Source organism: Pseudooceanicola aestuarii, assembly GCF_010614805.1.
In the GTDB taxonomy this organism is placed as follows: domain Bacteria; phylum Pseudomonadota; class Alphaproteobacteria; order Rhodobacterales; family Rhodobacteraceae; genus Pseudooceanicola; species Pseudooceanicola aestuarii.
In genome coordinates, this window is the sequence record NZ_JAAFZC010000001.1 from 351,630 (window position 1) to 378,147 (window position 26,518).

At 67.4% G+C, this 26,518-nt stretch carries 25 protein-coding genes; 5 read left to right on the plus strand and 20 right to left on the minus strand.

Annotation, left to right across the window (positions count from 1 at the left end):
* Positions 1 to 15: 15 nt before the first annotated feature.
* From ftsH to ruvC, 13 genes are all read right to left on the minus strand, one after another.
* Positions 16 to 1,926, minus strand: a complete 1,911-nt coding sequence (ftsH, locus tag G5A46_RS01510; protein WP_163846628.1) for an ATP-dependent zinc metalloprotease FtsH — start codon at positions 1,924 to 1,926, stop codon at positions 16 to 18.
* 78 nt (positions 1,927 to 2,004) lie between these two features.
* Positions 2,005 to 3,267: a tRNA lysidine(34) synthetase TilS gene (tilS, locus tag G5A46_RS01515; protein WP_163846631.1), complete on the minus strand. Its 1,263-nt coding sequence runs from the start codon at positions 3,265 to 3,267 to the stop codon at positions 2,005 to 2,007.
* Between the two features lie 46 nt (positions 3,268 to 3,313).
* Positions 3,314 to 4,168, minus strand: a complete 855-nt coding sequence (gene ybgF, locus G5A46_RS01520) for a tol-pal system protein YbgF (protein ID WP_338050016.1) — start codon at positions 4,166 to 4,168, stop codon at positions 3,314 to 3,316.
* A gap of 48 nt (positions 4,169 to 4,216) precedes the next feature.
* A complete protein-coding gene (gene pal / locus G5A46_RS01525; RefSeq protein WP_163846635.1) occupies positions 4,217 to 4,726 on the minus strand; it encodes a peptidoglycan-associated lipoprotein Pal in 510 nt (169 codons plus the stop codon).
* Between the two features lie 74 nt (positions 4,727 to 4,800).
* Positions 4,801 to 6,129 (minus strand): Tol-Pal system beta propeller repeat protein TolB, encoded by a 1,329-nt coding sequence (gene tolB / locus G5A46_RS01530; protein WP_163846637.1) that lies wholly within the window; start codon positions 6,127 to 6,129, stop codon positions 4,801 to 4,803.
* Positions 6,129 to 7,289 (minus strand): hypothetical protein, encoded by a 1,161-nt coding sequence (locus G5A46_RS01535; RefSeq protein WP_163846639.1) that lies wholly within the window; start codon positions 7,287 to 7,289, stop codon positions 6,129 to 6,131. Before G5A46_RS01535 ends, tolB begins: the two co-directional genes overlap by 1 nt.
* Positions 7,290 to 7,296: 7 nt before the next feature.
* Entirely contained in the window at positions 7,297 to 7,773 is a 477-nt protein-coding gene (gene tolR / locus G5A46_RS01540) for a protein TolR (protein WP_163846641.1), read from the minus strand.
* Between the two features lies 1 nt (position 7,774).
* Positions 7,775 to 8,470 carry a protein TolQ gene (gene tolQ, locus G5A46_RS01545; RefSeq protein WP_163846643.1) on the minus strand — a complete coding sequence of 232 codons (696 nt, stop codon included), beginning with the start codon at positions 8,468 to 8,470 and terminating at the stop codon, positions 7,775 to 7,777.
* A gap of 170 nt (positions 8,471 to 8,640) precedes the next feature.
* On the minus strand, positions 8,641 to 9,030 hold the full coding sequence (gene ybgC / locus G5A46_RS01550; RefSeq protein ID WP_163846645.1) for a tol-pal system-associated acyl-CoA thioesterase: 390 nt from the start codon (positions 9,028 to 9,030) through the stop codon (positions 8,641 to 8,643).
* Positions 9,031 to 9,158: 128 nt separating this feature from the next.
* The gene (locus G5A46_RS01555) at positions 9,159 to 9,791 is read right to left on the minus strand and encodes a hypothetical protein (protein WP_163849833.1); all 633 of its coding nucleotides are present in this window, start codon (positions 9,789 to 9,791) and stop codon (positions 9,159 to 9,161) included.
* Positions 9,792 to 9,897: 106 nt separating this feature from the next.
* Positions 9,898 to 10,908, minus strand: a complete 1,011-nt coding sequence (gene ruvB / locus G5A46_RS01560) for a Holliday junction branch migration DNA helicase RuvB (RefSeq protein WP_420821360.1) — start codon at positions 10,906 to 10,908, stop codon at positions 9,898 to 9,900.
* A gap of 108 nt (positions 10,909 to 11,016) precedes the next feature.
* Entirely contained in the window at positions 11,017 to 11,682 is a 666-nt protein-coding gene (gene ruvA, locus G5A46_RS01565; RefSeq protein WP_163846649.1) for a Holliday junction branch migration protein RuvA, read from the minus strand.
* Positions 11,679 to 12,185 carry a crossover junction endodeoxyribonuclease RuvC gene (ruvC, locus tag G5A46_RS01570; protein ID WP_163846651.1) on the minus strand — a complete coding sequence of 169 codons (507 nt, stop codon included), beginning with the start codon at positions 12,183 to 12,185 and terminating at the stop codon, positions 11,679 to 11,681. Before ruvC ends, ruvA begins: the two co-directional genes overlap by 4 nt.
* Positions 12,186 to 12,537: 352 nt before the next feature.
* Here ruvC and G5A46_RS01575 point away from each other — a divergent pair, with 352 nt between their 5' ends.
* Entirely contained in the window at positions 12,538 to 12,741 is a 204-nt protein-coding gene (locus G5A46_RS01575; protein WP_239520564.1) for a DUF1127 domain-containing protein, read from the plus strand.
* A gap of 114 nt (positions 12,742 to 12,855) precedes the next feature.
* Here the strand turns inward: G5A46_RS01575 and G5A46_RS01580 are convergent, their stop codons facing one another.
* From G5A46_RS01580 to G5A46_RS01595, 4 genes are all read right to left on the minus strand, one after another.
* Positions 12,856 to 13,224 carry a hypothetical protein gene (locus G5A46_RS01580; protein WP_163846653.1) on the minus strand — a complete coding sequence of 123 codons (369 nt, stop codon included), beginning with the start codon at positions 13,222 to 13,224 and terminating at the stop codon, positions 12,856 to 12,858.
* A 93-nt stretch (positions 13,225 to 13,317) separates the two neighbouring features.
* Entirely contained in the window at positions 13,318 to 14,190 is an 873-nt protein-coding gene (locus G5A46_RS01585; RefSeq protein ID WP_163846655.1) for a 50S ribosomal protein L11 methyltransferase, read from the minus strand.
* Between the two features lie 149 nt (positions 14,191 to 14,339).
* Positions 14,340 to 15,575: an MFS transporter gene (locus tag G5A46_RS01590; protein WP_163846657.1), complete on the minus strand. Its 1,236-nt coding sequence runs from the start codon at positions 15,573 to 15,575 to the stop codon at positions 14,340 to 14,342.
* A 256-nt stretch (positions 15,576 to 15,831) separates the two neighbouring features.
* Entirely contained in the window at positions 15,832 to 18,033 is a 2,202-nt protein-coding gene (locus G5A46_RS01595) for a primosomal protein N' (RefSeq protein ID WP_163846658.1), read from the minus strand.
* Between the two features lie 92 nt (positions 18,034 to 18,125).
* Between G5A46_RS01595 and fsa the strand changes: the two genes are divergently transcribed.
* From fsa to G5A46_RS01610, 3 genes are all read left to right on the plus strand, one after another.
* Positions 18,126 to 18,779: a fructose-6-phosphate aldolase gene (gene fsa / locus G5A46_RS01600; RefSeq protein WP_163846661.1), complete on the plus strand. Its 654-nt coding sequence runs from the start codon at positions 18,126 to 18,128 to the stop codon at positions 18,777 to 18,779.
* Between the two features lie 132 nt (positions 18,780 to 18,911).
* Positions 18,912 to 19,619: a DUF484 family protein gene (locus tag G5A46_RS01605; protein ID WP_163846663.1), complete on the plus strand. Its 708-nt coding sequence runs from the start codon at positions 18,912 to 18,914 to the stop codon at positions 19,617 to 19,619.
* Between the two features lie 12 nt (positions 19,620 to 19,631).
* On the plus strand, positions 19,632 to 20,552 hold the full coding sequence (locus tag G5A46_RS01610; protein ID WP_163846666.1) for a tyrosine recombinase XerC: 921 nt from the start codon (positions 19,632 to 19,634) through the stop codon (positions 20,550 to 20,552).
* A 47-nt stretch (positions 20,553 to 20,599) separates the two neighbouring features.
* On the opposite strand, the gene G5A46_RS01615 is transcribed toward G5A46_RS01610, so the two are convergent.
* The 3 genes from G5A46_RS01615 to G5A46_RS01625 all read right to left on the minus strand — a co-directional run bounded on the left by G5A46_RS01615 (position 20,600) and on the right by G5A46_RS01625 (position 23,893).
* The gene (locus G5A46_RS01615; protein WP_163846668.1) at positions 20,600 to 21,310 is read right to left on the minus strand and encodes an alpha/beta fold hydrolase; all 711 of its coding nucleotides are present in this window, start codon (positions 21,308 to 21,310) and stop codon (positions 20,600 to 20,602) included.
* A 364-nt stretch (positions 21,311 to 21,674) separates the two neighbouring features.
* The gene (locus tag G5A46_RS01620; protein WP_163846670.1) at positions 21,675 to 22,421 is read right to left on the minus strand and encodes an alpha/beta hydrolase; all 747 of its coding nucleotides are present in this window, start codon (positions 22,419 to 22,421) and stop codon (positions 21,675 to 21,677) included.
* Positions 22,422 to 22,603: 182 nt separating this feature from the next.
* A complete protein-coding gene (locus G5A46_RS01625; RefSeq protein ID WP_163846672.1) occupies positions 22,604 to 23,893 on the minus strand; it encodes an MFS transporter in 1,290 nt (429 codons plus the stop codon).
* A 103-nt stretch (positions 23,894 to 23,996) separates the two neighbouring features.
* On the opposite strand from G5A46_RS01625, the gene thrS reads away from it, so the two are divergent.
* Positions 23,997 to 25,943 carry a threonine--tRNA ligase gene (gene thrS, locus G5A46_RS01630; RefSeq protein ID WP_163846673.1) on the plus strand — a complete coding sequence of 649 codons (1,947 nt, stop codon included), beginning with the start codon at positions 23,997 to 23,999 and terminating at the stop codon, positions 25,941 to 25,943.
* Positions 25,944 to 26,518: the final 575 nt, after the last annotated feature.

Sequence of the window (26,518 nt, forward strand, 5' to 3'; positions counted from 1 at the left end):
CCGTTTCAAGCAAGCTCAGGCCGTCGGTTCCGGCTCCATCCCGCCCGGTTTGCCGCGCGGCTTGGTCTTGGGGATCGCCGTGACCGAGGCACCGCCGGTGGGCTTGTCGTCATCCTCGTCCTCGTCGGCGCGGGGCGGCTCGCCCTTGATCACGCGCTTGATCTCCTCGCCGGTGAGGGTCTCGTATTCCAGAAGCCCTTCTGCCAGGCGCTCCCATTCCTCTTTCTGCTCCGACAGGATCTTGAACGCCCATTGATAGGCGTCGTCGATCATGCGCTTCACCTCTTCCTCGATCAGCTCCTTGGTATGGGCGGAGACAGAGAAACCGCCGGCGCCATTGCCCATGTAGCCTTCGTGCGCCTGTTCGTAATCGACATTGCCGACCTTGTCGGACATGCCCCACCGCAGGACCATCGCACGAGCCAGGCCACTGGCCTGCTGGATGTCGCCAGCCGGACCGTTGGACACTTCGTCGGCACCGTATTTCAGGATCTCCGCCGCCTTGCCCGCCATGGTCATCGCCAACTTCTGCTCACATTCGGACTTGTGCCAGTTCAGCCGGTCGATCTCCGGCAGGGAGACGACCATGCCCAGGGCACCGCCGCGCGGAATGATCGTGGCTTTGTAGACCGGATCGCATTTCGGCAGTTCCAGCCCGACAATGGCATGGCCGGCCTCGTGATAGGCGGTCTTTTCCTTCTGGTCGTTGGTCAGCACCATCGACCGCCGCTCCGCGCCCATCATGACCTTGTCCTTGGCATTCTCGAAATCGACCATGGTGACGAACCGGCGACCGACGCGGGCCGCCATCAGGGCTGCCTCGTTCACCAGGTTGGCCAGATCCGCCCCGGAAAAGCCCGGCGTGCCGCGCGCGATGATGCGCAGGTCGACATCGGGGCCCAGCGGGGTCTTGCGGGCGTGCACGCCCAGGATCTTCTCCCGGCCCTTGATGTCGGGGTTGGGAACAGTGACCTGGCGGTCGAACCGGCCCGGACGCAGCAGCGCGGGGTCCAGCACATCGCGGCGGTTCGTGGCGGCCAGGATGATGACGCCTTCGTTGGCTTCGAACCCGTCCATCTCGACCAGCAGCTGGTTCAGCGTCTGCTCGCGTTCGTCATTGCCCCCGCCGTAGCCCGCGCCACGATGACGGCCCACGGCGTCGATCTCGTCGATGAAGACGATGCAGGGTGCGTTCTTCTTCGCCTGTTCGAACATGTCGCGCACGCGGGACGCGCCCACACCGACGAACATTTCCACGAAGTCGGAGCCGGAGATGGTGAAGAAGGGCACACCCGCCTCCCCCGCGATCGCGCGGGCCAGCAGCGTCTTGCCGGTGCCCGGAGGGCCAACCAGCAGCGCGCCCTTGGGGATCTTGCCCCCCAGACGGCTGAACTTCTGCGGGTTGCGCAGGAATTCGACGATCTCTTCCAGCTCTTCCTTGGCCTCGTCGATGCCGGCCACGTCGTCAAAGGTGACCCGGCCGTGTTTTTCCGTCAGCAGCTTGGCCCGGCTTTTGCCGAACCCCATGGCCCCGCCTTTGCCGCCGCCCTGCATCCGGTTCATGAAATAGATCCACACACCGATCAGCAGCAGGATCGGCAGAAGCGAGATGATAAAGGTCTGAAACCCGCTTTCTTCCTGGCTCTTGGCGCTGACGGGGATCGACTGGTCGATCAGAAGGTTCGTGATTTCCGCGTCTTCCGGCTTGATCGTGACGTAATCATTGCCGTCGCTGCCCCTGAACCGGACCTGTTCGCCGTCCAGCGTGACGGAATTCACGTCCCCGTCGTTCACCCGCTCCACGAATTGCGAATACGGAATCTCCCGGCTCTGCAACGTATTGCCGGAGCCGCTGAACAAATTGAACAGTGCGACGACGAGAAGCAGCAGAACGACCCAGAAGGCGATATTTCTAGCGGTGCCCAAAGAACCTCTCCCTTAGAAGGTTGACCCTGCGGGTATCACAGAGCCGTAGGCACTTAAATATGTTTTACGGCGCCACGTTCAATCCGCCATGGACGCGGCGTCACCGGTCATCTCGTCGCGGATCAGCCGCGCGGACCAGCGCGGCGCGGTTTCGGCCAGCGGCGCGCAGAGCAGCCGATCACCCGCCCACAAGGCCGGACCGACCATCTGCGCGGCGCGCGGCAGTCCCGCCACGCGCCAATCCGGGCATTGCGTCAGCCCGGCGGCGCCCAGGGCGCGGATCTCCGCCCCCGGTGCTGGAGGGCCCTCCAGCCTCCAGCGCCCATCCCAGAGCCCCCCCAGGGGCGTCCGCGCACCGGCAACTGCGTTCAATTCGCGCATCAGCTGCGCCTGTGTGCCGTCTGACATCAGCACACAACCGGCCAGCGTATGGGTGCCGCCCCGGTGCAGAACGGCCAGCGCATCCGCCAATGCGGCGCGGCGGGGCGGGTAGTCGGCGCCGTTGATCCAGCGCAAAGCACGGGCCAGAAGACGGCGGGCGATCTCGGCGGTTTCCCGCCCAACGCCGACCGCGTCGATCCGCAGGATGCCGCGATCGGCCGTGACCAGCCGGCGCGCCGCGGCGCTGGTGGCGGCATCCAGGGCGGCGCGGGCCTCGCCCAGTTGGGCGGCGGTGGCAGCCAGGGCCGGGACCGTCAGGCCCAACGCGTCCAGCTGGGCGCGGGCCTGGCGCAGCCGAATGCGGTGAAACCGGGGGTCGTCATTGGACGGATCATCTGCCCAGGGGATCGCGCGGGCGGTCAGGATCTCGCGCAGAGCCTCGCGGGTCAGGCCCAGCAGCGGGCGGTGAAAGGTCACGCCATGGGCCACGCGACGCGGCGCCATCGCCGCCAGCCCGTCCACCCCGGCAGAGCGCGCCAGCCGCATCAACAAGGTCTCCGCCTGGTCGGTGGCGCTGTGGGCCAGCGCCACGTCGGCGATCCCCTGCCCCCGCGCCCAATCCGCCAGCAAGCGCAGCCGGGCCCGGCGCGCAGCGTCCTGAAGATTGCCCTGCCCGTTCCACCCCGTCCAGGTCAGCACCGTATGAGGCAGGCCCCAGCGGGCGCAAAGCCGGGCGACCTGTGCCGCCTCCTGCCGGGCCTCGGGCCGCAGGTTGTGATCAACGGTGGCGACATGCAGCGCCATCCCGGGCGCATCTGCCGTAGCGTGATCGCGCAGCAGGCAGAGCAGGGCCAGACTGTCGCTGCCCCCGGACACGGCCACCCCCAGCCGGGGTAGCGGATCGGTGAAATGGCGGCGCAAGGCCGTGGCGCCCGCAGTCCCTGCCGCGTCCGCCGTCATGACGGCCACCCGGCACACGGCGCCGCGCCCGACGGCGCCGTGGGCGTCACGAGCAGCTCAGCGCCCGCAGCTCTGCCTGGGCCTCGCCCGCCGCAGCGGAGCCGGGGAACCGGCGGGGCACTTCTCCCAGGGTCACGCAGGCCTCGTTCGATTGCCCCAGCTGACCCAACAACCGCCCCAACCGATAAAGGGAGGACGGCGCGTCCTCGCCTTCGGGTGCCACGGTAAAGGCTGCCAGATAGGCCCGGGCCGCTTCCTTGATATTGCCATCCGCCTCCAGCGCGCGGCCCCGGCCGAACTGGGCGCGGGCTTCCAGCGGGCTGCCGGGATAGGTGTTGGAGAAGTCGAGGAAGGCGCGCGCCGCGGCGGCATGTTCGCCCGCGTCCAGCGCCTGTTGCGCGGCGTCGAAATCCTCCTGTTCCCCCATGGCAAGCTGCGGGCCGGACTGGCCCGGACCGACCAGAGTCGTGCCGCCGCCCCCGCCCGCACCCATGGACGCGCCGCCCCCGCCCTGCGGCAGAGAGCCGCCGCCCAAGGTCGTGGTTTCGCCCAGCCGCGAGGTGTCGCCGCCTTCCAGTTCCACCAGTCGGAATTCCAGATCACCGATCCGGTTGGTGCCGTCCTTGACCACGCTGTCGATGCGGAATTCCAGTGTCTCGGTCTTGGAGGTCAGGCGCTGCACTTCGGATTCGATGGCGTTCAGCCGTTCCAGCGGCGAGCCGGAAACCACCGCCTGCCCGGTGCTGCCCGTGGTGCTCAGCTCCCGCTTGAGGCGTTGCAATTCGACGTGCAGCGTCGTCAGTTGCTGGCGGATGTCGGCCAGCGTCTCCTGCCGGTCCTGCGCAAGGGCGGAGACCGGAAAAAGCAGCGTGGCGGAAAGCAGAAGGGCGGTCAGGCGCAAGGCGATGCTCCGTCTCTGTGGCATTGGGGTCGGGCCCGAAGGCGCGGATCAGCTGTTGCCGGCGGCCAGGGTGGTCACCGCGCGACGGTTCTTGGCATAACAGGCCTCTTCGGAGCAGATCTCGATCGGGCGTTCCTTTCCGTAGCTGACGGTGCGCAGGCGGTTGCCCGCGACGCCGCTGGTGATCAGGTATTCGCGAACCGCGTTGGCGCGGCGCGCGCCCAGGGCCAGGTTGTATTCCCGCGTCCCCTGCTCGTCCGCATGACCCTCGATCACCGCGCTGTAATCGGGGTTGGCGTTCAGCCAGGCGACCTGCCCATCCAGGGTGTAGCGCGCGGTATCCGTCAGGCTGGACTGATCGACCAGGAACAGCACGCGGTCGCCGACGCTTTGCTGGAAATACAGCGGCGAGGCGGGATCGGATGCACTGCCAGGCGTGATCGCCGCGGTCTGGCTGGCGGAGGAGGATCCGTAGTCATCCCCGAACCGGTCGGCATTGGTACAGGCGGCGAGCGTCAGGCCCGCAACAAGAAGAACGGCTTTGGTCAGGTGTTTCATCATGGACCTTCTGATGCTCGAATTCACTGTATCCTAACAGGTGCGACGCCTGCGCGACATCCCCCGCAGGTGCTTCATTGCAAGGGGGACCACGCCGGGTCGGAGGCTCCGCCCTCGGTGCGGACACGTTTCAGGTTCCGGCCGGTTATGTCCACGGAATAAAGCGAAGACGACCCGGTTTCGCCCCGCGTTTCGCGCGTGAACATGATGACGCGGCCGTTGGGCGACCAGGTCGGCCCCTCGTCCAGGAAGGATGCGGTCAGCAGGCGTTCGCCGCTGCCGTCGGTGCGCATCACGCCGATGTGGAACCGGCCGTTGTTCTGCTTGGTAAAGGCGATCATGTCGCCACGCGGCGACCAGACCGGGGTGCCGTACCGCCCCTGGCCAAAGGAAATGCGCTGCGCCTCACCACCATTGGCGGGCATGACGTAAAGTTGCGGCGCGCCGGAACGGTCGCTTTCGAACACGATCTGGCTGCCATCGGGAGAGAAGCTGGGCGCCGTCTCGATCGACGGGGCTTCCGTCAGGCGCGTCGTCTGACCCGAGCCGAGGTCCATGCGAAACAGGTCCGTATTCCCACCCGAGGTGGCGGAATAGACGATGGTCCGCCCGTTGGGGCCGAAGCGGGGCGCAAAGCTCATCTCACCGCCCGCCGCGTCAACGACATTGCGCCCGACGCTTTCGACATCCAGCAGGTAGATGCGCGGGAACCCCGTCTGGTAGGACGTATACAGCACCCGGTCCCCGGTGGGCGAAAACCGCGGCGCCAGCACGATGGAGGCGCTGTCGGTCAGGTACTGCACGTTGTAGCCGTCGTAATCCATGATGGCGAGGCGCTTGCGCCGCTCGTCCTTGGGTCCGGTTTCGGACACGTAGACCACGCGGCTGTCGAAATAGCCCTGCTCCCCGGTGATCCGGGAATAGACCGTATCGGCGACCTTGTGGGCCATCCGGCGCCAGCCGGCTTCGGTCCCGGAGAATTGCAGCCCGTCCCCCAATTCCTGGTTGGCGAACACGTCGTGAACGCGGAACTTGACGTCCAGCCGGCCGGACGGGTCCATCGACACAGCGCCGGTGATCAGCGCCTCGGCGTTGATTGCCTTCCAGTCGGAATATTCGACAGGGCTGGAAAAACTGGTGATCGACCCGATGAAGGCATCGCGCGGGATCTCCCGGAACAGGCCCGTGCCGGACAGGTCTTCGGCCACGACGCGGGCGATATCCTGCGCCATCTGGTTGGCGGCCGTGTTCTCCGCCACGAAGGCAGGCGCAGCAAAGGGCAAGGGTTCGATCACGCCTTCTGTGATCTCGATCCGCAGGGGGCCATCGGTCTGGGCCATGGCGGGAACGGCGGCCGCGAAGGGCAAAACCGCGATGACGAGGCTGGCAATCAGGTTACGCATCATAGGTTCCGCATTTTCTCCGGGTTGAATGTCATTTCGATCTCGCGCCATTGCTCGAACTTCTCTGACGGTAGGTCATATCCGCCGCGTTCACAGCGTAGCACGGCACGTCGGGCGGTTTCGAACGCAATTGATTGCGCGGAGGCATCGCCCCCCTCGGCAGAGATCCGCCGGATGGAGCTTTGAATCACACGCCCGCTGCGATCCATGTCGAAGCCAAGGGTGATCACCACATCGCTGGAGGCCGATCCCGGATCGACGACCCAGCAATTCTGCACCGCAAGGCGCAACGCCTCCTTCTCTCCGGAGGTCAGGGGCGGGCCAGCGGGCGCGCGCGGGGTCTCCGACGGCGTGTCGGCGCCGCCGATGGCCTGGGCGAGGGCATCGGCGATGGCGTCTTTTTCCTCTGCGCGCTCCGGCGTGGCGGTGGGCGCGGGATCGGGGGCCGGTTGTTCCGGCGCGGGGGTCTCGGCGATCTCCACCTCGGGCTCCGGGCGATCCGGACGGGCCCGCGGACGGGGCGAGCGGGTGGGCGCCAGCGGCCTGTCCTCCTCCTCCGCCTCGGTCACGATCTCGGGGGCGGTTTCCTCTGGCGCGGTACTTTCGGTTTCCTCCGGCGCCTGGCGCTCCGGCTCCGGCGTGGGGGCGGTTTCGTCCCGGCGGATGTCATCGGCGGCCACGTCGCGGTCAGGCGCGGGCACCGGATCGGGAGAAATGCGCGGCACCGGGCGGGCCGCCGGACGCTGCTCGGCGGTGGGCAGGTTGTCCTGCGGGGTCTCCGGCGCTGACAACACGGGCGGCGCATCGGCGGCTTCGGCCTGCGGCGGTGCAATGGGCTCGGGCGGGCGCGGTGCGGCGTCGGGCGGGGTGGTCTCCGGCGCCGGGTCCGGTGCGGTCACCTGCGGGGGCCGGTCCTGCGCCTGTTCCGGCAATCCGGGGCTTTCGGCCTCGTCCGGGGCAGGCGGCTGCGGCGCGGCCACATCCGTATCCGCCCCCGGCGGGCGGGCCGCGTTTTCGAGCCGCGCGAATTCCTCCGTCGAGATGACGGAGACTTCCTGCACCTCTACCGGCGGAGGTTCCGGCGCGGCCCAACCGCCAAGGAACAGCCAGCCGATCAGCGCGGCATGGCCTGTCCCGGATATGACATGCCCGATGTTCAAGACGACCTCAGTTGGTCCCGGCGTCCAGCGTCGGACCGCCGCTTTCCGTCACCAACCCGATGTTGGAGAACCCGCCCCGGTTCAGCGCGCCCATGACCTCCATGACCTGCGCATAGGGCACATTGCCGTCCGCGCGCACGTAAACCCGATCCGAGGACCGCTCGGCGGCCACGGCGCGCAGCTTGTTCACCAGGTCGGCGCGATCCGTTTCGGCCGATTGGATCATCACGCCCCCCTCCGCTGTGACGGTCACGGTCAGCGGCTCTTCCGCGTCGGAAGGCAGCGCCTCTGCCGCCGTCTTGGGCAGCTCCACGGGCACGCCCGCGACCATCAGCGGCGCCGCGACCATGAAGATGATCAGCAGCACCAGCATCACGTCGACAAACGGCGTCACGTTGATCTCCGCCATGGGCCGCGCGCGACCACCGCGCCGCCGCCCGCGCCGCCCCGATCCGCCGGATTTCTGCACCACACCCGCGCCCATGTCAGCTGTCCAGCTGACGCGACAGGATGGTGGAGAATTCGTCGGCAAAGGCCTCGTAACCGCCGACCAGCCGGTCACTGTCCGCCGAAAGCTTGTTGTAGAAGACAACCGCCGGGATCGCCGCCAGCAGCCCCAGACCGGTGGCCAGCAGCGCCTCCGCGATGCCGGGGGCGACCACGGCCAGATTGGTGTTCTGCTGCTCCGCAATACCGATGAAGGCATGCATGATGCCCCAGACAGTCCCGAACAGCCCGACAAACGGCGCGGTGGATCCGACGGTCGCCAGCACCGGCAGGCCCGATTGCAGGGTTTCCGCCTCCTTGGCGATGGCCACGTCCATGGATCGGTCGATCCTCGCCTGCGCGCCCGCGATCATGCGCCCGTCCTCCCGGTGGGAGCGGCGCCATTCCGTCATCCCGGCGGCAAAGATGCGCTGACTGCGGCCGCGCGGGTCCGGCCCGATCTGTTCATAGAGCCCGTCCAGAGGCTCCCCCGACCAGAAGGCGCGATCAAACCGCGACGCCTCCCACCGCGCACGGCGATAGGCGATCAGCTTCTGCACGATGATCGACCAACTCCAGAACGAAGCGACGATCAGCATCAGCATGACCATTTTCACGGTAAAGGTCGCGCGGGCGAAAAGCGCCCACATGGAGAAATCCATCTCCTGCGCGAGTGCGAGGGTTTCTGTTTCCATGTACCTGCTCTGTCTCGGTGCCAACTCAGCGTCGGGCCTGGTTTCGTGGCCTCATTGCTGCGCAAACTAGCGCAGATCAAGCGTATTGGCCATCATATTGCCGCGAGGAGCCACCGCCAGCGCCCCCCGACACGGCTGATACGCGGGCTTTGGCGCCTTCTGTCGGCGGGTCAGTGCAAAAGCAGGCGGATATTTGCCGGAAGCCGCGTCGGCAGGCCATTGCCCGACAGCATCACCAGCGTCACGGTGGCGCTGAACAGAACCTCCCCGTCACGGACCACGTCCTGCTCCAGCACGATGCGCGCGCCGGTCACGGCCTCGGGGCGGGTGATGACCTCCAGCATGTCGTCGAACCGGGCGGGGGACAGGTAATCGGCCTCAACCCGGCGGACGGCGAACACCAGCCCCTCGTCTTCCTTCAACGCCGCCTGATCGACTCCCAGCCCGCGCACCCATTCGGACCGGGCGCGTTCGATGAACTTCAGGTAATTGGCATAGTAGACGATGCCCGCAAGGTCCGTGTCCTCGTAATAGACACGCAGGGAGAAACGGTGATCCACGGGCGGGCGTCCTTTGATTGGGCCCACCCAGCAAAGCACCGGCGCGGACGAAGGGCAAGCCGTCAAACAAACCGCAACCCGCCGCCCGCGCGATCACCAAACCGCCCTGCCCCTCCCGGCGCTATCGCTCAGGCAAAGGCGCGGCGGGCGCGTGCGGCGATGCGGTGGGTGATCACCGGATCCTCGGAAGCGACGGGCAGCACCGGATCATAGGCGGCGTTCAGGATGGCGGCCAGATCCGGGCGCAGCACGGCGCCGCGTCGTCCCTCGATCGTGGCGAGCGCAGAGCGACCGGAAAAGGCCGCAGGAGACCACGACAGCAGCGATTTCATCGCCTGCTCCAGCCCCAGATCGGCGGCCGGCATCGCCGCCATGGCGCCCCCCATGCGGATGAACACAAAGCTCGCCTTGATCGACATGTCGCTGTCGAAGCGGAAGAACCGGTACTGATCCGCTCCGCTGGCCGCCAGCCGGTCCAGCAGCCGGGGCAGGTCCGGCACCATCTCTCCGAGGTTGGGGAGTTCGGCCAGTTCCTGCCAATCCTGCATGAAGAACACCATCAGGTTGGCGCCCAGTTCGGGATCCGTTTCGGCCATGCTGTGCCCGGCGGTGGCAACCACCGCCTCGATCGCGCCCTTCAGCACGCCGATGCTCTCGTCCGCCGCGCCAAAGACGACCGGCACCACAGGCCGGCCCCATCGGGCAAAACGGAACCCGGTCTCCGGATCGGTGAACAGGGCCTCTACATCGGGGGCGGAAATCTCGGGTCCGGTGCTCACGTCATCCTCGGGTCTGGGGCCTGAACGGCCAGGATCTGACTGCGGGGTCATGCCCTAAGGCCCAGAAACGGGGGATGCAATGCCGGGGTCAATCGTCGAACAGATCCGGCACCCCCTTCGGCGGGTTCAGGCCCAGGTGCCGCCAGCCGCGCGGCGCCAGCATCCGCCCGCGTGGCGTCCGTTGGATCAGCGCCTGTTGCAGCAGGTAGGGTTCGATCACGTCCTCGATCGCATCGCGGCTTTCGGACAACGCAGCGGCGATGGTGTCGATGCCCACCGGGCCGCCGCTGTAGCTTTCCCCGATCAGCTGAAGGTAGCGCCGGTCGGAGAGGTCCAGCCCCAGCCCGTCCACGCCCAGCCGCGTCAGCGCGCTGTCGGCAAGCGCGCGGGAGATGTGGCCGCCCCCCTCCACCACCGCGAAATCCACCACCCGGCGCAGCAACCGCCCGGCGATCCGGGGCGTGCCGCGGGCGCGCCGCGCAATCTCCATCGCGCCGTCGCGGTCGGCGGGGGCGCCCAGCAGGCGGGCGTTGCGGGTGACGATCTCGAACAATTCCTCCACCGTGTAGAATTGCAGCCGCACCGGAATGCCGAACCGGTCGCGCAGCGGCGTGGTCAGCAGGCCCAGCCGCGTAGTCGCCCCGACCAGAGTAAAGGGCTGCAATTCGATCCGCACGGTGCGCGCGGCGGGGCCTTCGCCGATCACCAGGTCCAGCTCGAAATCCTCCAGCGCGGGATAGAGGACTTCCTCCACCGCGGGGTTCAGGCGGTGGATCTCGTCGATGAACAGGACATCGCGCGCCTCAAGATTGGTGAGGATCGCGGCCAGATCCCCGGCCTTGGCCAGCACCGGGCCCGAAGTCATGCGGAAATTTACCCCCAATTCGCGGGATATGATCTGCGCCAACGTCGTTTTCCCCAGACCGGGCGGACCGTGGAACAGCGTGTGGTCCATCGCCTCCCCCCGCTGGCGGGCGGATTGGATGAAGACGCGCAGGTTGGACCGCGCCTCCGCCTGGCCAATAAATTCGCCCAGACCCTGCGGCCGCAGGGCGCGGGTGTCGGCGGCGGCGTCTTCTTCCAGTGGAGCGGGCCGCATCAGCGGATCGGGACCGGCATCAGACACGGGCAGCCCCGGTTCGGTGGGCGGCGAGATCAGGCAGGCGGGCCGGGTCAGAGGCACAGCGGCGGGCGGATCGGGTCATCATCACTCCTTGGGCGCGAGAAGACGCAGCGCGGTACGGATCACCCCGGCGGTGTCGCCGGCCTCCTCCATGGCGCGGGCCACGGCAGCGGCGGCCTCTCCCGGTTGATATCCCAGGTTGGTCAGCGCCGACAGGGCATCGGCCTGGGCGCTGGCATCAGGGTCAGAGACCGGCGCAGCGGCGGGGACGGGAGCAGGCGCATCCGTGTCCGCGATCACCGTGTCCGGGGCCGAGGCGGCGGCGGGCGGGCTGGTCATGGCCATGATGGCCGGCGCCTTGTCCTTCAGTTCGTTCACGACGCGCTGCGCGGTCTTGGGGCCGATGCCCTTGGCAGCCTTTACCGCGTTCCAGTCGCTCAGGGCGATGGCGCGGCTGACCCCGTCGGGGCCCAGCGTGCCCAGGATCGCAAGCGACGCCTTGGCCCCCACCCCCTGGACCGACATCAACAGGCGATGCCATTCCTTTTCCACCATGGTCGGAAAGCCGAACAATTGCAGCAGGTCTTCCCGCACCAGCAGATCGGTGTACAGCGCGGCCTGCCCGCCCACCGGCGGCAGCGCGGCCAGCGTACGGTCCGAGCAATGCACGATATAGCCCACGCCGCGCACATCCAGCAGCACGTGGTCCATCCCCTTGGCGTCGATCCGCCCGGCCAACCGTCCGATCATGCCGTGGTCCTTTCCCGCAAACCCGGTGCCCGCCTATGATGCGCGTGGCAGATCGCGATGGCCAGCGCATCCGCCGCATCGGGAGAGGACGGCGCGCAGCCCGGCAATTGCAGCCGCACCATGTGATCCACCTGCTGCTTTTCCGCATGGCCGACGCCGACCACCGTCTTCTTTACCTTGTTGGGCGCGTATTCCGCCACCGACAGACCGGCCTGCGCGGGCACCAGAAGGGCGATCGCCCGTGCCTGCCCCAGCTTCAGCGTTCCGGCGCCGTCCCGGTTGACAAAGACCTGCTCCACCGCTGCGGCCTGGGGGGCGTATTGCGCGATCACGGCAGTCAATTGATCGTGCAGCGACAGCAGCCGCAGCGCCAGATCGCCCTCCCCCGTGCCGGCGATTGTGTCGCAGGTGCCGTTTGCGACATGGGTGATCTTGCTACCCTCGACCCGAATCACGCCCCATCCAAGATGGCGCAATCCGGGGTCCAACCCGATAATCCGCATGGTTCTGCCCGCCTTTCGCGCCACTGCCCGCCTGCTGAACCCGGTTCCGCAGATCTTTTTTCCGATCTAGCACGAAACGGGAACATTCTCCAAGTCATTTGCCGGACGAACCAAAAACGACACCGCCATGTCGGCGCCGGGATACCGGCGCTCCGAAACGGCGAAAGATGGTCTGAAAACGACATCATGAGAGGCGGATTATTTCTCCTTGTTTCAGTCAGTTACAGCGGATTTCAGCCATGCAAAAATCGCAAGTGGCCTGTGCAGAAATGGTGTATTGCGCGGCGGTTTTCGCGCGCCTAGTTCGGGTTTCGACCACACGCCCCAGCGGCCCGAAAAAAGGACAATCCCCATGTCTGCCATGCTCTATGTACCCCGCACCATCGACGGCACTGCCGTTTTCGGCCGTCTCGGCCGTGGCCTGTCCCTCGCCCACCAGGCATTGCGCGACTGGAACGATGCCCGCGTCACTCGCGACGCGCTTTGCCGCCTGACCGATCACGAATTGTATGACATCGGCTTGAGCCGCGGTGACATCGACGGTGTCCGCCGCTGACACGACCGCCGCGACGCGCTGACGTCGTGGATGGGGGATCCGGGCCGGGGCTGGTGAACAGTGCCGGCCCTTTTCATGTCCGATCCGCCTTGGACCCGCTCAGGGCAGGGCCAGTCAGAACAGCGCTGCGAGGGCCGCATTCAATTGATGCGAGATCGCCCGCGTCACCGGGTCGACCTGCATGACGAAACCGCCGGCGCGGTCCCAGATGGCCCCATCGGCCAGTGGCGCCAGCCGCGCTGCATAGGTGGCGGGGCCCAGGTCGGTCAGCAGCACCGCCTTGAACAGGGTCAGCCCGAGGACCAGGAACACCACCACCCGCAACGGGCGCCGCAGCAGGGTTCGGCGCAAACGGGGATTGGGGCGGATGCGGATCAACCCGGTGCCGTCATCCTGCGCACGATAGCCGCCGCGCATCTTCTGGTGCTTCCGATCAATCCGGGTGATACGCTCGTCGAATTCTCCGAAAAAGCTGTTTCGCATGGTCGCCTCTGACGCGGTTTGGAGCCAGTCGGACCAGTATGACGTCAGTTTCGGGCGGTTTTGCGGCAGAATTCCGGTGACGGCGGGGGATGTCTATTCCGCCCGCGCCAGGGTCAGCGTGGTCCATTCCCCGATATCTTCGCGGTGGGCGAGGGTCAGACCCTGGTCCGTATAGGCGGCTTGCACCGTCTCGGCTTGTTCGACCAGCAGGCCGGACAGGACGGCATGGCCGCCGGGCGCCAGGTGGGTGGCGATGTCGGGCGCCAGATGGATCAGCGGACCCATCAGGATATTGGCAAAGATCAGGCCATAGGGGGCGCCGTCCTGCAGGATCGGATGGTCAAAGCCCGCCGCTTCCACACAGGTCAGGCGTCCGGCCATGCCATTGGCGGTCAGGTTGGCCTCTGCCACCTCGACCGCGACGGGATCGATGTCCGAGGCTATAGGCGTGCCGGGCCAGATCCGGGCCGCCGCCATCGCCAGCACGGCGGTGCCGCAGCCGATATCGGCGACGCGATCACAGCGGATGCCCTGATTGTCCAGCCGGTCGAGCGCCCGAAGGCACCCCAGCGTGGTCCCGTGATGCCCGGTGCCGAAGGCCATCGCCGCCTCGATCAGCAGAGGCACGCAATCCTCTGGCACCTTGTCCGCGTCATGTGATCCGTAGACGAAGAACCGACCGGCGCGCACCGGCGCCAGCTCCCGGCGCACCTTGGCCACCCAGTCGGTTTCCGGCAGCTCCGATACGGCGAAGGGCTGCGCGCCATGCATCGTGGCCAGCAGCGCCAGCCCGGCGGTGTCGGGGCTTTCGGTGAAATAGCCGCCGACCTCCCACAGGCCCGAACCGTCTTCCATCTCGAACACCCCGACGCCGGTGGGCTCGGGGGTCAGGCGATCCATCGCCTCCCCCAGCGCATGGGCCTGGGCCTTGCCGGGCAGGGTCGTGAGGGCGGTAAAGGTGGGCATGGCACGCTCCTTGGGTTTGGCGCGGGGTATGCGCGTCGGCGCGCGGGGTCAAGCGGGGATGACACCGGCGCCGCTCGCAAGCGGGCGCGGCTGATCGGGCGGGGGCAGGCACGGCGGCGGCCAGGGTCGTTTGGCACAGCAGGCGACGGTCACTCCGCCGGTGCGCTGTCGCGCACCAGGCCCAGCCGCGTCTCGTTGCCCGGCGCAGGATGGCGCGGGATCAGCAGCGCCAACGCGAAGGAGGTTGCCGCCATCCCCGCCGCCACGACAAAGACCGCACCGGGTGAGTAGAGCCACAAGTAGCCCAGACCGGCCGGAAGGAAGACCGCCGCAATGTGGTTGATGGTAAAGGCAACCGCTGCCGTAGGCGCGATATCGCGCGGATCGGCGATCTTCTGGAAATAGGTCTTCAGCGCCAGCGCCAGCCCGAACAGCAGGTGATCGATGACGTAGAGCGTGGCGGCCAGCAGCACGCCCCAGCTGAAGTAGTACACCCCCGCATAGGCGGTGAAGACGATCACCAGCCCGACATATTCGAACAGCAAGGTCTTCTGCTCCCCGAACCGGGCGACGGCATGGCCCATCAGCGGCGCGATCATCATATTGGCGACCAGGTTGATGAGGAACAGGCCCGTGACCTCGTGCACCGCAAAGCCGAAGCGTTCGACCATCATGAACCCCGCGAACACCACGAAGATCTGCCGCCGGGCGCCCGCCATGAATTGCATCGCGTAATACAGCCAGTAGCGGCGGCGCAGCACCATTTTCTTGATCTGCGGGTTCGGCGCCTCGAATTGCGGATAGGCCAGCAGGGCGAACAGCGCCAACAACGCGGTGAACCCGCCCGAGGCCAGGTAGACCATGTTGTAGGTCAGGCCCAGCGGCTCCCACAGCAGAACGATCAGCCCGTAGGAGGCCAGCGTCGCCGCCGATCCGGCGGCCAGCAGCAGGCCCAGCACGCGCGGAGCCTCTTCCTTGGTCAGCCATTGCAATTGCAGGGATTGGTTCACCGTCTCGTAGTAATGGAACCCGATCGACGACAGCAGCGTGATCATCAGGATCCCGCCAAGCGAGGGGAACCAGGCAGTAATTGCCGTGGCCACGCCCAGCAGGATCAGCGACACCATCGCCAGCACCTGTTCGCGGACAAACAGGATGACGGCGATCACTCCCACGGCCAGGAAACCGGGGATCTCGCGCACCGTGTGCAGCCAGCCGATGTCCGATCCGTCGAACTGCGCCACTTCGATGACGAAATTGTTCAGCAGCGCCGACCACGTCGCAAAGGCCACGGGCATGGCCGCAGCCATGAGGAACAGCAGAGTGACAGGTCGCCGCCAGATCGGCAGCTCCGCTGCCTGATCAAGGCGAGTCGTGCGTGTCATGCGAATCCCATACGCCCCTGACCCGCGAAAGGCGAGATTTCAGTTCCGCAACGGCGCCAGCGCGGGAACGCAGGCGTCGCGGGGATAGGAGGACTGCGGCGAGGCGTGGCGCGATCTCGGCGGGCGGCTTTCGGGTCGGCCTTCGGGTCAAAAGCCCGAGTAACCTGCCGCCCTGCGGAGCCGGGCAGATCGCACGCAGCCGCCCGAGCCGCGCCCTAAATCCATTCCCAGCTACCCGAACCCAGAACCATGGCTGTCAGAGGAAGCTCTGCGGGTCGATATCCACGCTCAGCCGCGTGTCGCGAGGCAGTCGCATGGGGGCGATCCAGTCGGCGACGGCCTGTTGCAGCGGCGCCCCCTTGGGCGCACGGACCAGCAGGCGCACCCGGTGCCGTCCCCGGATGCGCGCGATGGGCGCGGCGGCAGGGCCCAGCACCTGCGCCCCGGCCCGACGCAGCGCGCCGTCGTTGCGCACCAAAGTCTGCGCGGCGGCAAATGCGTCTTCCTCCCGACCGGCGGACAGGATGATCCCGGCCATCCGGCCAAAAGGCGGCACTCCGGCGGCCTGCCGGGCGGCGGCCTCCGCATCCCAGAACTCCGTCTCGTCGCCGAACAGGATGGCGCGGATTACCGGATGCTCGGGTTGGAAGGTCTGCAACAGCGCCTCCCCCGGCCGGTCCTGCCGCCCGGCACGCCCCGCCACCTGCCGCATCAGCTGAAAGGTCCGTTCGGCGGCCCGCAGGTCCGACCCCTGCAACCCCAGATCCGCGTCGATCACCCCCACCAGCGTCAGCAGCGGAAAATTGTGCCCCTTGGCCACCAGCTGGGTTCCGACGATGATGTCGGCGCCCCCCTGGGCAATCGCCTCCACCCCCGCTTTCAGCGCGCGGGCGGAGGAAAAGAGATCCGAGGACAGCGTGGCGATCCGGGCCTCCGGGAACAATGTCTCCGCCTCCTCCGTCAGCCGTTCGACACCGGGGCCGACCGGGGCCAGCTTGCCTTCGACCTCGCAGGAGGGGCAGGCCTCCGGCACGGGTTTGCTTTCGCCGCATTGGTGGCAGACCAGCCGTTTCAGGAACCGGTGTTCGACCATCCGCGCATCGCAATGATCGCAACCGATCTGCTCCCCGCAGGCCCGGCAGATCGTCACGGGGGCAAAGCCGCGGCGGTTGAGGAACAGCAACGATTGCTCTCCCTTCTCCAGCCGGTCGCGGATCGCGCCTTTCAACGTGGGAGAGATCCAGCGCGCCCGTTCCAGCGCCTCCCTCCGCATGTCGATGGCCGCCATGCGCGGCAGGACCGCCGCGCCGAACCGGTCGGTCAGGTCGATCCGGTCGTATTTCCCCGCCTTGGCATTCACCCAGCTTTCCAGCGACGGCGTGGCCGAGGCCAACACCACACGCCCCTGCGTGAGCGAGGCCCGCAGCACCGCCATATCCCGCGCGTTGTACAGCACACCGTCCTCCTGCTTGTAGGAGGTGTCGTGTTCCTCATCCACGACGATCAGGCCCAGATCGCGATAGGGCAGGAACAGGGCCGACCGGGCGCCGACGACCAGCTGAGCCTCGCCCTGTCCCACCATTTTCCACGCACGGCGGCGTTCGGTCTGGGTGACGCCGGAATGCCATTCGGCAGGTTTGGCGCCGAACCGGGCCTCCACCCGTTTCAGGAACTCGGCGGACAGGGCGATTTCCGGCAGCAGCACCAGCGCCTGCCGCCCCTGCGACAGACAGGCCGCGACCGATTCCAGATAGACCTCCGTCTTGCCAGAGCCGGTGACACCGCGCAGCAGCGTTGTGCCGTACTGCCGCGCCGCGATGCCCGCGCGCAGGTGGTCGGCCGCCGCGCGCTGGCTGTCGGTCAGCGGCTTGCCACGCCGGGCCGGGTCCAGATGCGGATAGGGCAGATCGCGCGGCGCCGCGCGCTCCTCCACCGCGCCCTGAGCCACCAGCCCCTTGATCACCGAGGTCGAGACGCCGGCGGCCTCTGCCAGCTCCGTCTGAGCGAAGACGGCGCCGTCGAATTCCTCCAGCACGGCCAGCACCTTCTGGCGGGCGGGGGTCATTCGGTCCGGCTCCCGATGGCCCAGCGCATAGACCTTTTGCATCGAGGGCGGCGCCCCCAGCCCCGGCGCGCGGGTCGCCAGCCGCAGCATCGCGGGCAGCGGCGTCAGGGTGTAGGCCCCGGCCCGGATCAGGAATTCGCGCATCTCTTCGCGCATCGGGGCCACGTCCAGAACACGGGCCACAGCGCGCAATTTCTCCCGTGGGAAATCGCCCGCCCCCGGCCCCCAGACCACGCCCGACACCTGGCGCGGACCCAGCGGCACCTGGACAAAGGCGCCCATATGGCACCCGCCGTCGGGCGCCAGGTAATCCAGCGGCCGATCCAGCGGCTGGGTGGTCAGCACGGACACGACTTGCCCGGCCGCGAAATGGTCGGGAAGATCGGCGGTCACGCTGGGCCTCGGGATGTCATGGGGGTTTCGGACATGGACCCTATCGGTTAAACGCAGGACGAGGAATATCAATCCCCGAGGAGGGAGCCGCAATGAAATTTTTCGTCGATACCGCCGATATCGAGGCGATCCGCGAATTGAACGATCTGGGCATGGTGGACGGTGTCACGACCAACCCCTCGCTGATCAAGAAATCCGGCCGCGACATTCTGGAAGTGACCAAGGAGATCTGCGACCTGGTCGAAGGCCCGGTCAGCGCCGAAGTCACCGCCACCGATGCCGAAGAGATGATCGCCGAGGGCCGCAAGCTGGCCCAGATCGCCGACAACATCGCCGTAAAGGTGCCGCTGACCTGGGACGGGCTGAAGGCCTGCAAGGTGCTTTCGGACGAGGGCAACATGGTCAATGTCACCCTGTGCTTCTCCGTCAATCAGGCGCTGCTGGCGGCCAAGGCCGGGGCGACCTTCATCTCTCCCTTCATCGGGCGGCTGGACGACATCAACATCGACGGCATGGAGCTGATCGAGGACATCCGCACCGTCTATGACAATTACGGCTTCGAGACGCAGATCCTGGCCGCGTCGATCCGTACGGTCAACCATGTCGCCGACAGCGCGCGCATCGGTGCCGACGTGATCACCGCACCGCCCGCCGTGATCAAGTCTCTGGCCTCCCATCCGCTGACCGACAAGGGGCTGGACGCCTTCCTGTCCGACATCAAGGCGGCGGGAATCAAGATCCTCTGATCTCCACCGCCTGCCCCGCCGCCCGGCCCGTCCGGGATGCTGCGAACCGGAAAACCGGCGCAGGCGGGGCAGAAAACACCCCAATCAGGCGCCGGATCTGCTATCCTGTCGCCGAAAAGAGGTAAGGCAGGCATGAGCGGCATTCCCGAACTCGACGCGCAGATGCGCGATCGCATCATTTCCCATCCCGATTCCATCCTGGACGACAAGGACGTGATGCGCGCCCTGATCGCCGCGAATGAAAAGACGATGGGCAACAACATCGTCGATCTGCGCGGCATCGCCATGGAACGGCTGGAGGCCCGGCTGGACCGGCTGGAGGACACCCACAGGTCGGTGATCGCCGCCGCCTACGAGAACCTCGCCGGCACCAACCAGGTGCATCGCGCGATCCTGCGCCTGATGGACCCCGACGAATTCGAGACGTTCCTGCGCGACCTTGGCGGCGACGTGGCCGAAATACTGGGCGTCGATTGTCTGCACCTGGTGCTGGAAAGCACCCAGGACGGCAACGATCCCGCCGTGCGCCGGCTGGGCCAGGTGCTGCGCGTGGTCGAACCGGGCTTTGTCGCTGCCTACATGGACGGCCACCGTCACGGCCCGGACAAGGTCGTGATGCTGCGCCAGCTGCAAGGCGGGCGGGAGGCGCTGTATGCCGAACAGGCCGACTGGATGCTGTCGGAGGCCTGTCTGCGCCTTGATTTCGGCCCCGGTCGCCTGCCGGGGATGCTGCTGCTGGGATCGGAGGATCCGCATCAATTCGCCCCGCAACAGGGCACCGATCTGCTGACCTTCTTTGCCGGCGTGTTCGAACGTACGATGCGCCGCTGGCTGTCCTGAGGGGCGCCGGGGATGAGCCTGATCTCTCCCGCGGCGCGAGACGCGCTCCAGTCCTGGCTGGAGGGGGAGCGCGCATTGCGCGGCCGGGCGGAGGCCACGATCACCGCCTATGCCGCCGACGTGGGCGAATTCCTGGCCTTCATCGCGATCCACCGGGGCGGCGCCGCCGGGCTTGCCCCGCTGGCGGAGGTCGGGACCTCGGACATGCGGGCCTGGATGGCGCAGCTGCGGCAGGGCAACCTGGGCAAGCGGTCGCTGGCGCGCAAGGTCTCTGCCGTGCGCGGCTTCTACCGCTACCTGTCAGAGCGGGAGGGCTTCGACGCAACCGCCGTCCTCTCCACCCGCACCCCCCGCTATCAGCGCAAACTGCCCCGCCCGGTGGCCGAGGATACGGCCCGCGATCTGTTGCAGATCGTCGGCGAGCAGGATCACCGGCCCTGGGTGGCGGCGCGCGACGTGGCGGTGGTGACTCTGCTCTATGGCTGCGGGTTGCGGATTTCAGAGGCGCTGTCGCTGCGCGGCGCCGACCTGCCGATGGGCGTCTCGCTGCGGATCACCGGCAAGGGGGGCAAGGAACGCGTGGTGCCGGTCATCGCCCCGGCACGCGACGCGGTGGACCGCTATCTGGCGCTGTCGCCCTGGCCGCTGGAGGGGGATGACCCGGTGTTTCGCGGCATCAAGGGCGGCGCCCTGTCGGCCCGCGCGATCCAGTCGGTAATGGCTCAGGTGCGCGCCCAGATGGGCTTGCCCGCCAGTGCCACCCCCCATGCAATGCGCCATTCCTTCGCCACCCACCTGCTGAACGCGGGCGGCGATCTGCGGGCCATTCAGGAATTGCTGGGCCATGCCTCCCTGTCCACGACTCAGGCCTATACCGCCGTGGACAACGCCCGGCTGATGGATGTCTACCGCAAGGCGCACCCCCGCGCCTGAGAAAGATCCCGGACAGGAGGGCCATCCCATCCGCCGCGCCCGCCCCCCTACTTCAGCAGGTAGGGCATCGCCAGCCAGCGTTGCAGGGCCGCGCGCACGGTGTCGGGCTGTTCCAGCGTCGGCAGGTGCCCCGCCCCATCCAGGACCGCCAGCTCCGCATCGGGGATCATCCTGGCCATGAACTCGTGACGGCTGGGTGGGGTCAGGGTGTCCGCGGCGCCGCACAGGACCAGCGTCGGCGCCCGCAACCGCCGCAGCGCCGCCTGCTGGTCGCGGCGCCGTTGCAGCGCCCGGATCTGACGGGTCAGCACCTCGACGCCAAGATCCATCCCCATCTTCACATAGCCATTCTGAAGATCGCGGCGCCGGGGCGTGTCGTCCAGCGCGTTCAGCGGCAGGGCGGCGCGCAGGGCGTCCTCCAGCCGTCCGGCGCGGGCTTTGACCAGCAGCGCTTCCCGGTCGGCGGATTGCTGCGGCGTATCGGCCAATGGCGAGGTCGACAGGAGCGCCAGCCGGGTGATCCGCTGCGGCGCCTTGCGCACCATCTCCAGCGCGACACCACCGCCCAGATCGTAGGCCAGCAGGGCAAAGCGCTGCGGCAATTCGGACAGCAAGCTGTCGGCAAAGGCCTCCATCCGGTCACCCCGTGTGGGCATGGCGATGGTCACGCAGCGTTCCGTCGCCATCGACCGCATCAGCGTGCCAAAGACCCGCGCATCACACATCAGGCCGGGAATCAGGACGAGGGGTTCGCTCATCATTCACTCGCTCAGGGATGCGGCCGCACGGTTACCGGATCGGGTCCGGGCGCGCGCCCACGGAGGGGGCGGACGGGTCGGGGCACACAGCCGCATGGCGCACGGCCCGCCCCGCAGGATCAGGTGGCCACGGGCGGCCCCTTGCGCGGGCGCCCCGTGGGGAATGGCCCCCGGCTACCCTGCCCCGGTGACAGAGAACCCACCGGGCAGAGCGGACCAAGGGCCGGACTGCGCACAGTTTTTCAGATGCCACCGGAAACGCAAGACCCCCGGCGCAGAAGCCTGGCACGTGGCCCGGCGACCAGCCCCGGCGCCGCACCCACACGGCATGCGGCGTGGCATGGCGCCGTGCACCGGTCCGGCATCAGGGCTGGCTGACCTCCGCAATCGCCTGAGTCAGCAAGTCAAGGCATTCGGGGGTGGAGAACCGGTGATCGGCGCCCTTGACCAACGTCAGGCGGATATCGGCGCCACGGGCGGCCTCCAGCAGGCGCATGGCCTTGTCGGTGGTCACATCCGTGTCCGCCGTACCCTGCAGGAAGCGCACGGGAAACGGCAGCTGGATCGGCGCGTCCAGCAACAGGTGATCGCGACCGTCCTCGATCAGGCGGCGGGTGATCGGATAGGGGCTGCCGTAATCCGAAGGGATGGCGATCCGCCCTTCCTTCATCAGCTTGGCGCGCAGAATGTCGTCGAACCCGGCCCACATACTGTCCTCGGTGAAATCGGGGGCGGCGGCGATGGTCACCAGCCCGGCGACGCGATCGGCCAAACGGGCGCACATCAGCAGGGAGATCCAGCCGCCCATGGACGACCCGACCAGGATCTGAGGCCCCTCCGTCAGCAGGGATATCGCGTCCTCGGCATCCTGTGCCCAGTCGCCGATGCAGCCGTCGGTGAAATTGCCGTTGCTTTCACCGTGGCCGGAATAGTCGAACCGCAGATAGGCGCGGCCCTGCGCCCGGCACCAATCCTCCAGATGCGTCGCCTTGGTGCCCTGCATGTCGGACATGAAACCGCCCAGGAACACCACCCCCGGCCCCTGTCCGGGCGTCTGGTGATAGGCGATGCGGCGGCCCTGGGCATTGGTCAGGAACTGGGTTTCGGCCATGGTCTGTCTCTCCCGTTTCGGGTGGTCTTCCGTTGGGCGATGCAATGCCATGGCGACATGATCAGGGGCAAGTGCGCGCGGTCATGATCAGGGCGGCGGGCGAAAGGCAGCAGGCAACGGCCCGCCGATGGCCCCCGCCACGGGCAAGGTGTGGCGGGCGGCCCTACCGCGGAACCCACTCGTCAGCCCTGCGTCTCCACCTCCTCCAGCAGGGCCAGCGCCAGCACTCCGCCGCACAGCGCCAGCGCCGCGAAACCGGCCAGCGCCCAGGCCGGCCCGATCAGGCTGAGCCCGCCACCGAACACGCCCGACACCAGCAGCAGCCCGCCGATCAGGGTGTTCGCCACGGCGGTATAGCGGCTGCGTGCGTCCTCCGGGGCCATATCCACCAGGTAGACCGACCGGCCCTGCCGCACCCCGTGATAGGCGATCATCAGCACGAACAGCACCACCGGCCCGGCCCAGGCAGCCGCGCCCAGCCCCAGGCCGTGCAGCGCCAGCATCGCCGCCATCGCCATGCCGCCACCGAATCCCGAAGCCGCCAGCACCCGCCGTGACGACAGGTCCGCCAGCCGCCCCCAGACATAGGAGCTGACCAGCGAGGCGAACGCCGAGGCCAGCACCAGCGCCCCCAACCGGCCAAGGACGGCTCCGTCTTCGCCGCCAGCAAGAATCACCAGATACGGCGGCGCCAGCGCGGTGGAGACCAGCAGCCCCCGCACCAGCACGAAGCGGCGCAGCCGGGCGTCCTGCCGTAGCGGCGCCAGCAGCGCGGGCCGTCTGTCGCGGGCGGGGTGGCTGCGCTGTTCCTCCAGCGTCGCGAACAGCAGCGCGGCCATCAGCCAGAAGATCCCGGCCAACGCGATCGCCGCCAGCACCGCGCCCCGGTCCTGCAACAGGCCCGACATCAGCAGCAGCGCAAAGCCTACCACCGCCACCGAAGCGACAGACCCTGCCAATCCGGTAACCGCGCCGCGCCGCGTCTCCTCTACCGTCTTGCCCAGGATGTCCTTGAACGAGACCGAACACGCGGCACGCGCCAGCGCCAGCACGGCCAGCAGCAGGCAGATCGCCAGCCCCGCCGCCGCCCCGTCCAGCCACAGCCCCGCCGCCGCGATGCCCAGCGCGGCCGAACCCTGCACCGCCGATCCCGCCGCCCACATCCATTTGCGCCGGCCCATCCGCGCCAGCCCGCCGGCCAGCAGGATCTGCGGCAGCAGGGCACCTGCCTCCCGGATCGGCACCAGCGCCCCGACATAAACGGCGGGCGCCCCCAGGGCAGACAACAGCCAGCTGAGGACAAGCTTCGGATCAATCAAACCGTCGGCCACCTTCGTCAGGGCCAGCGACCCGACATGGCGCAGCCCGTTGCGAGCCTCTTGCCGGGGGGCGCTGGCGGCCTGCGTCAGGCTGGCGCCCGTGATCCGTGCGAAGAGCGCCCGGACAGGGCTGCGATTGCTGGCTTTGGTCATGCGGCCCTCGGTTGACTTTGCGTGCAGGTCCGATCACTTAGGGCGCGCAACAAAACCCGCAACCCGGCGTTCCGTGGGCGCCAAACTGACGAGGAGGCCGCAAATGGCTCAGATCTCCCTCAAATTTCCTGACGGCAATACGAAGGCGGTCCCGCAAGGGATCACCCCGGCGGAAGTTGCCGCCGATATCTCCAAGTCGCTGGCCAAGAAGGCGATCAGCGCCACCGTGAACGGGGCGCATCACGATCTGCAATGGCCCATCGACGCGGATGCGGAGATCGCCATTCACACCATGCAGGACGACGCCCCCGCGCTGGAGCTGATCCGTCATGATCTGGCGCATATCATGGCCCGCGCGGTGCAGGAGCTGTGGCCCGACGTCAAAGTCACCATCGGCCCGGTGCGGGATGCCGGCTGGTTCTACGATTTCGACCGGGAAGAACCGTTCACCCCCGAGGATCTGGGCGCCATCGAGGCCAAGATGAAGGAAATCATCAACGCCCGCGACCCCGTCCGAACCGAAGTCTGGGACCGCGCCCGCGCGATCCAGCATTACAAGGATGCGGGCGAGCCGTTCAAGGTGGAGCTGATCGAACGCATCCCCGGCGATGAGCCGATCCGCATGTACTGGCACGGCGACTGGCAGGATCTGTGCCGTGGCCCGCACCTTCAACATACCGGCCAGGTCCCCGCCGATGCGTTCAAGCTGATGCATGTCGCCGGCGCCTATTGGCTGGGCGACAGTTCCCGCCCGATGCTGCAACGGATCTACGGTGTGGCCTTCCGCAACCGCAACGACCTGAAGGCCCACCTGACCATGCTGGAGGAGGCCGCCAAACGCGACCACCGCAAGCTGGGCCGGGAGATGGATCTGTTCCACATGCAGGAGGAAGCGCCGGGCCAGATCTTCTGGCACGCGGACGGCTGGAAGATCTACACGACCTTGCAGGACTACATGCGCCGCAAGCAGGAAAAGGGCGGCTATGTGGAGGTCAACACCCCCCAGGTCGTCAACCGCAAGCTGTGGGAGGCCTCGGGCCACTGGGACAATTACCAGGAGCACATGTTCATCGTCGAGGTGGACGAGGAACATGCCCGCGAAAAGACGGTCAACGCGCTCAAGCCGATGAACTGCCCCTGCCACGTGCAGATCTTCAACCACGGGCTGAAATCCTATCGCGACCTGCCGCTGCGGATGGCGGAGTTCGGCTCCTGCGCGCGGTACGAGCCCTCGGGCGCGTTGCATGGCATCATGCGGGTGCGCGGCTTTACCCAGGATGACGCGCATATTTTCTGCACCCCCGATCAGATCGAGGCGGAAACCCGGAAGTTCATCGAATTCCTGGCCGATATCTACGCCGAACTGGGCTTTACCGACTGGTCGGTGAAACTGTCCACCCGCCCGGACAAACGGATCGGCAGCGAAGAGGAATGGGATCGGGTGGAAGCAGCCCTGGGCAACGCCACCCGCGCGGCAGGATACGATTACACGATCAACGAGGGCGAAGGCGCCTTTTACGGGCCCAAGCTGGAATTCGTCCTGACCGATGCCATCGGCCGGGATTGGCAATGCGGCACGTTCCAGGTGGATCCCAACCTGCCGGAACGGCTGGGCGCCTCCTATATCGGTGCCGACGGGGAAAAACACCGCCCCGTCATGCTGCACCGCGCTGTCGTCGGCTCGTTCGAGCGGTTCCTGGGTATCCTGATAGAGAACTATTCCGGCAAGCTGCCGCTGTGGCTGGCGCCCCGGCAGGTGGTCGTGGCCGCGATCGTGTCGGATGCGGATGAGTATTGCGAAACCGTCGCCGCGCGCCTGCGCGCCGCCGGGATCCGGGCCGAAACCGACCTGCGGAACGAGAAGATCAACTACAAGGTCCGCGAACATTCCGTCGGCAAGGTGCCCTATATCCTGGCCTGCGGCATGAAGGAGGTGGAGGAGGGCACCGTCTCCACCCGCAAACTGGGGGAAAAGCAGACCCGCACCCAGACCGTGGACGAGATCGTCGCCCAGCTGGTTGACGAAGCCAGGGCGCCCGACCTGCGCTGAGGGCTGCACCGGGCGCCGGCACGGGACCGCCCGCCCGCATTGATGCGCCGTGACCGGGCGCGCCCTTTGCCCGGGCGCGCCCCTTCTTTTGACCGCGATCTGCCAATTGCCTCCACCTTGCGGGGGGATTGCGGACTGTGGGCAAGCCCCCCCTCTGGGCGCCCTTTGCCCGGGGCTGGGCGGGCCGGTTCTTCCTGTGCCCGCACCGCAGACAAGGCGGCACCCATCGCCCGCGAAACCCTGTCATGCGGGGTGTCCGGGCGCCGATGCGGGGCGGCGCGGGGTATCTTTTCGATAACGTCGCCCCCGCGGGCGCCTGCCGCAGCGCAGAAAGATCCGCAAAGACTGAAACATTCCCGCGCAGGAATGTTGCGATCCTCCCACGCGGGCGTGAGCTGCGCGGAAAACCGCCCATGTTTACAGGCCCGGACACGGTAATGGTTTTCACGCCGAATGACGTGCGCTGACGGCCGCGTGAATGACGGGCTCGTGAGTGGTTCGTCAGCGCCTCCGCCTTCTACCGTTTTGGCAGGTGCACCGCTGCTGGTGCCCCGACGAAACAAAGGGAGATGACC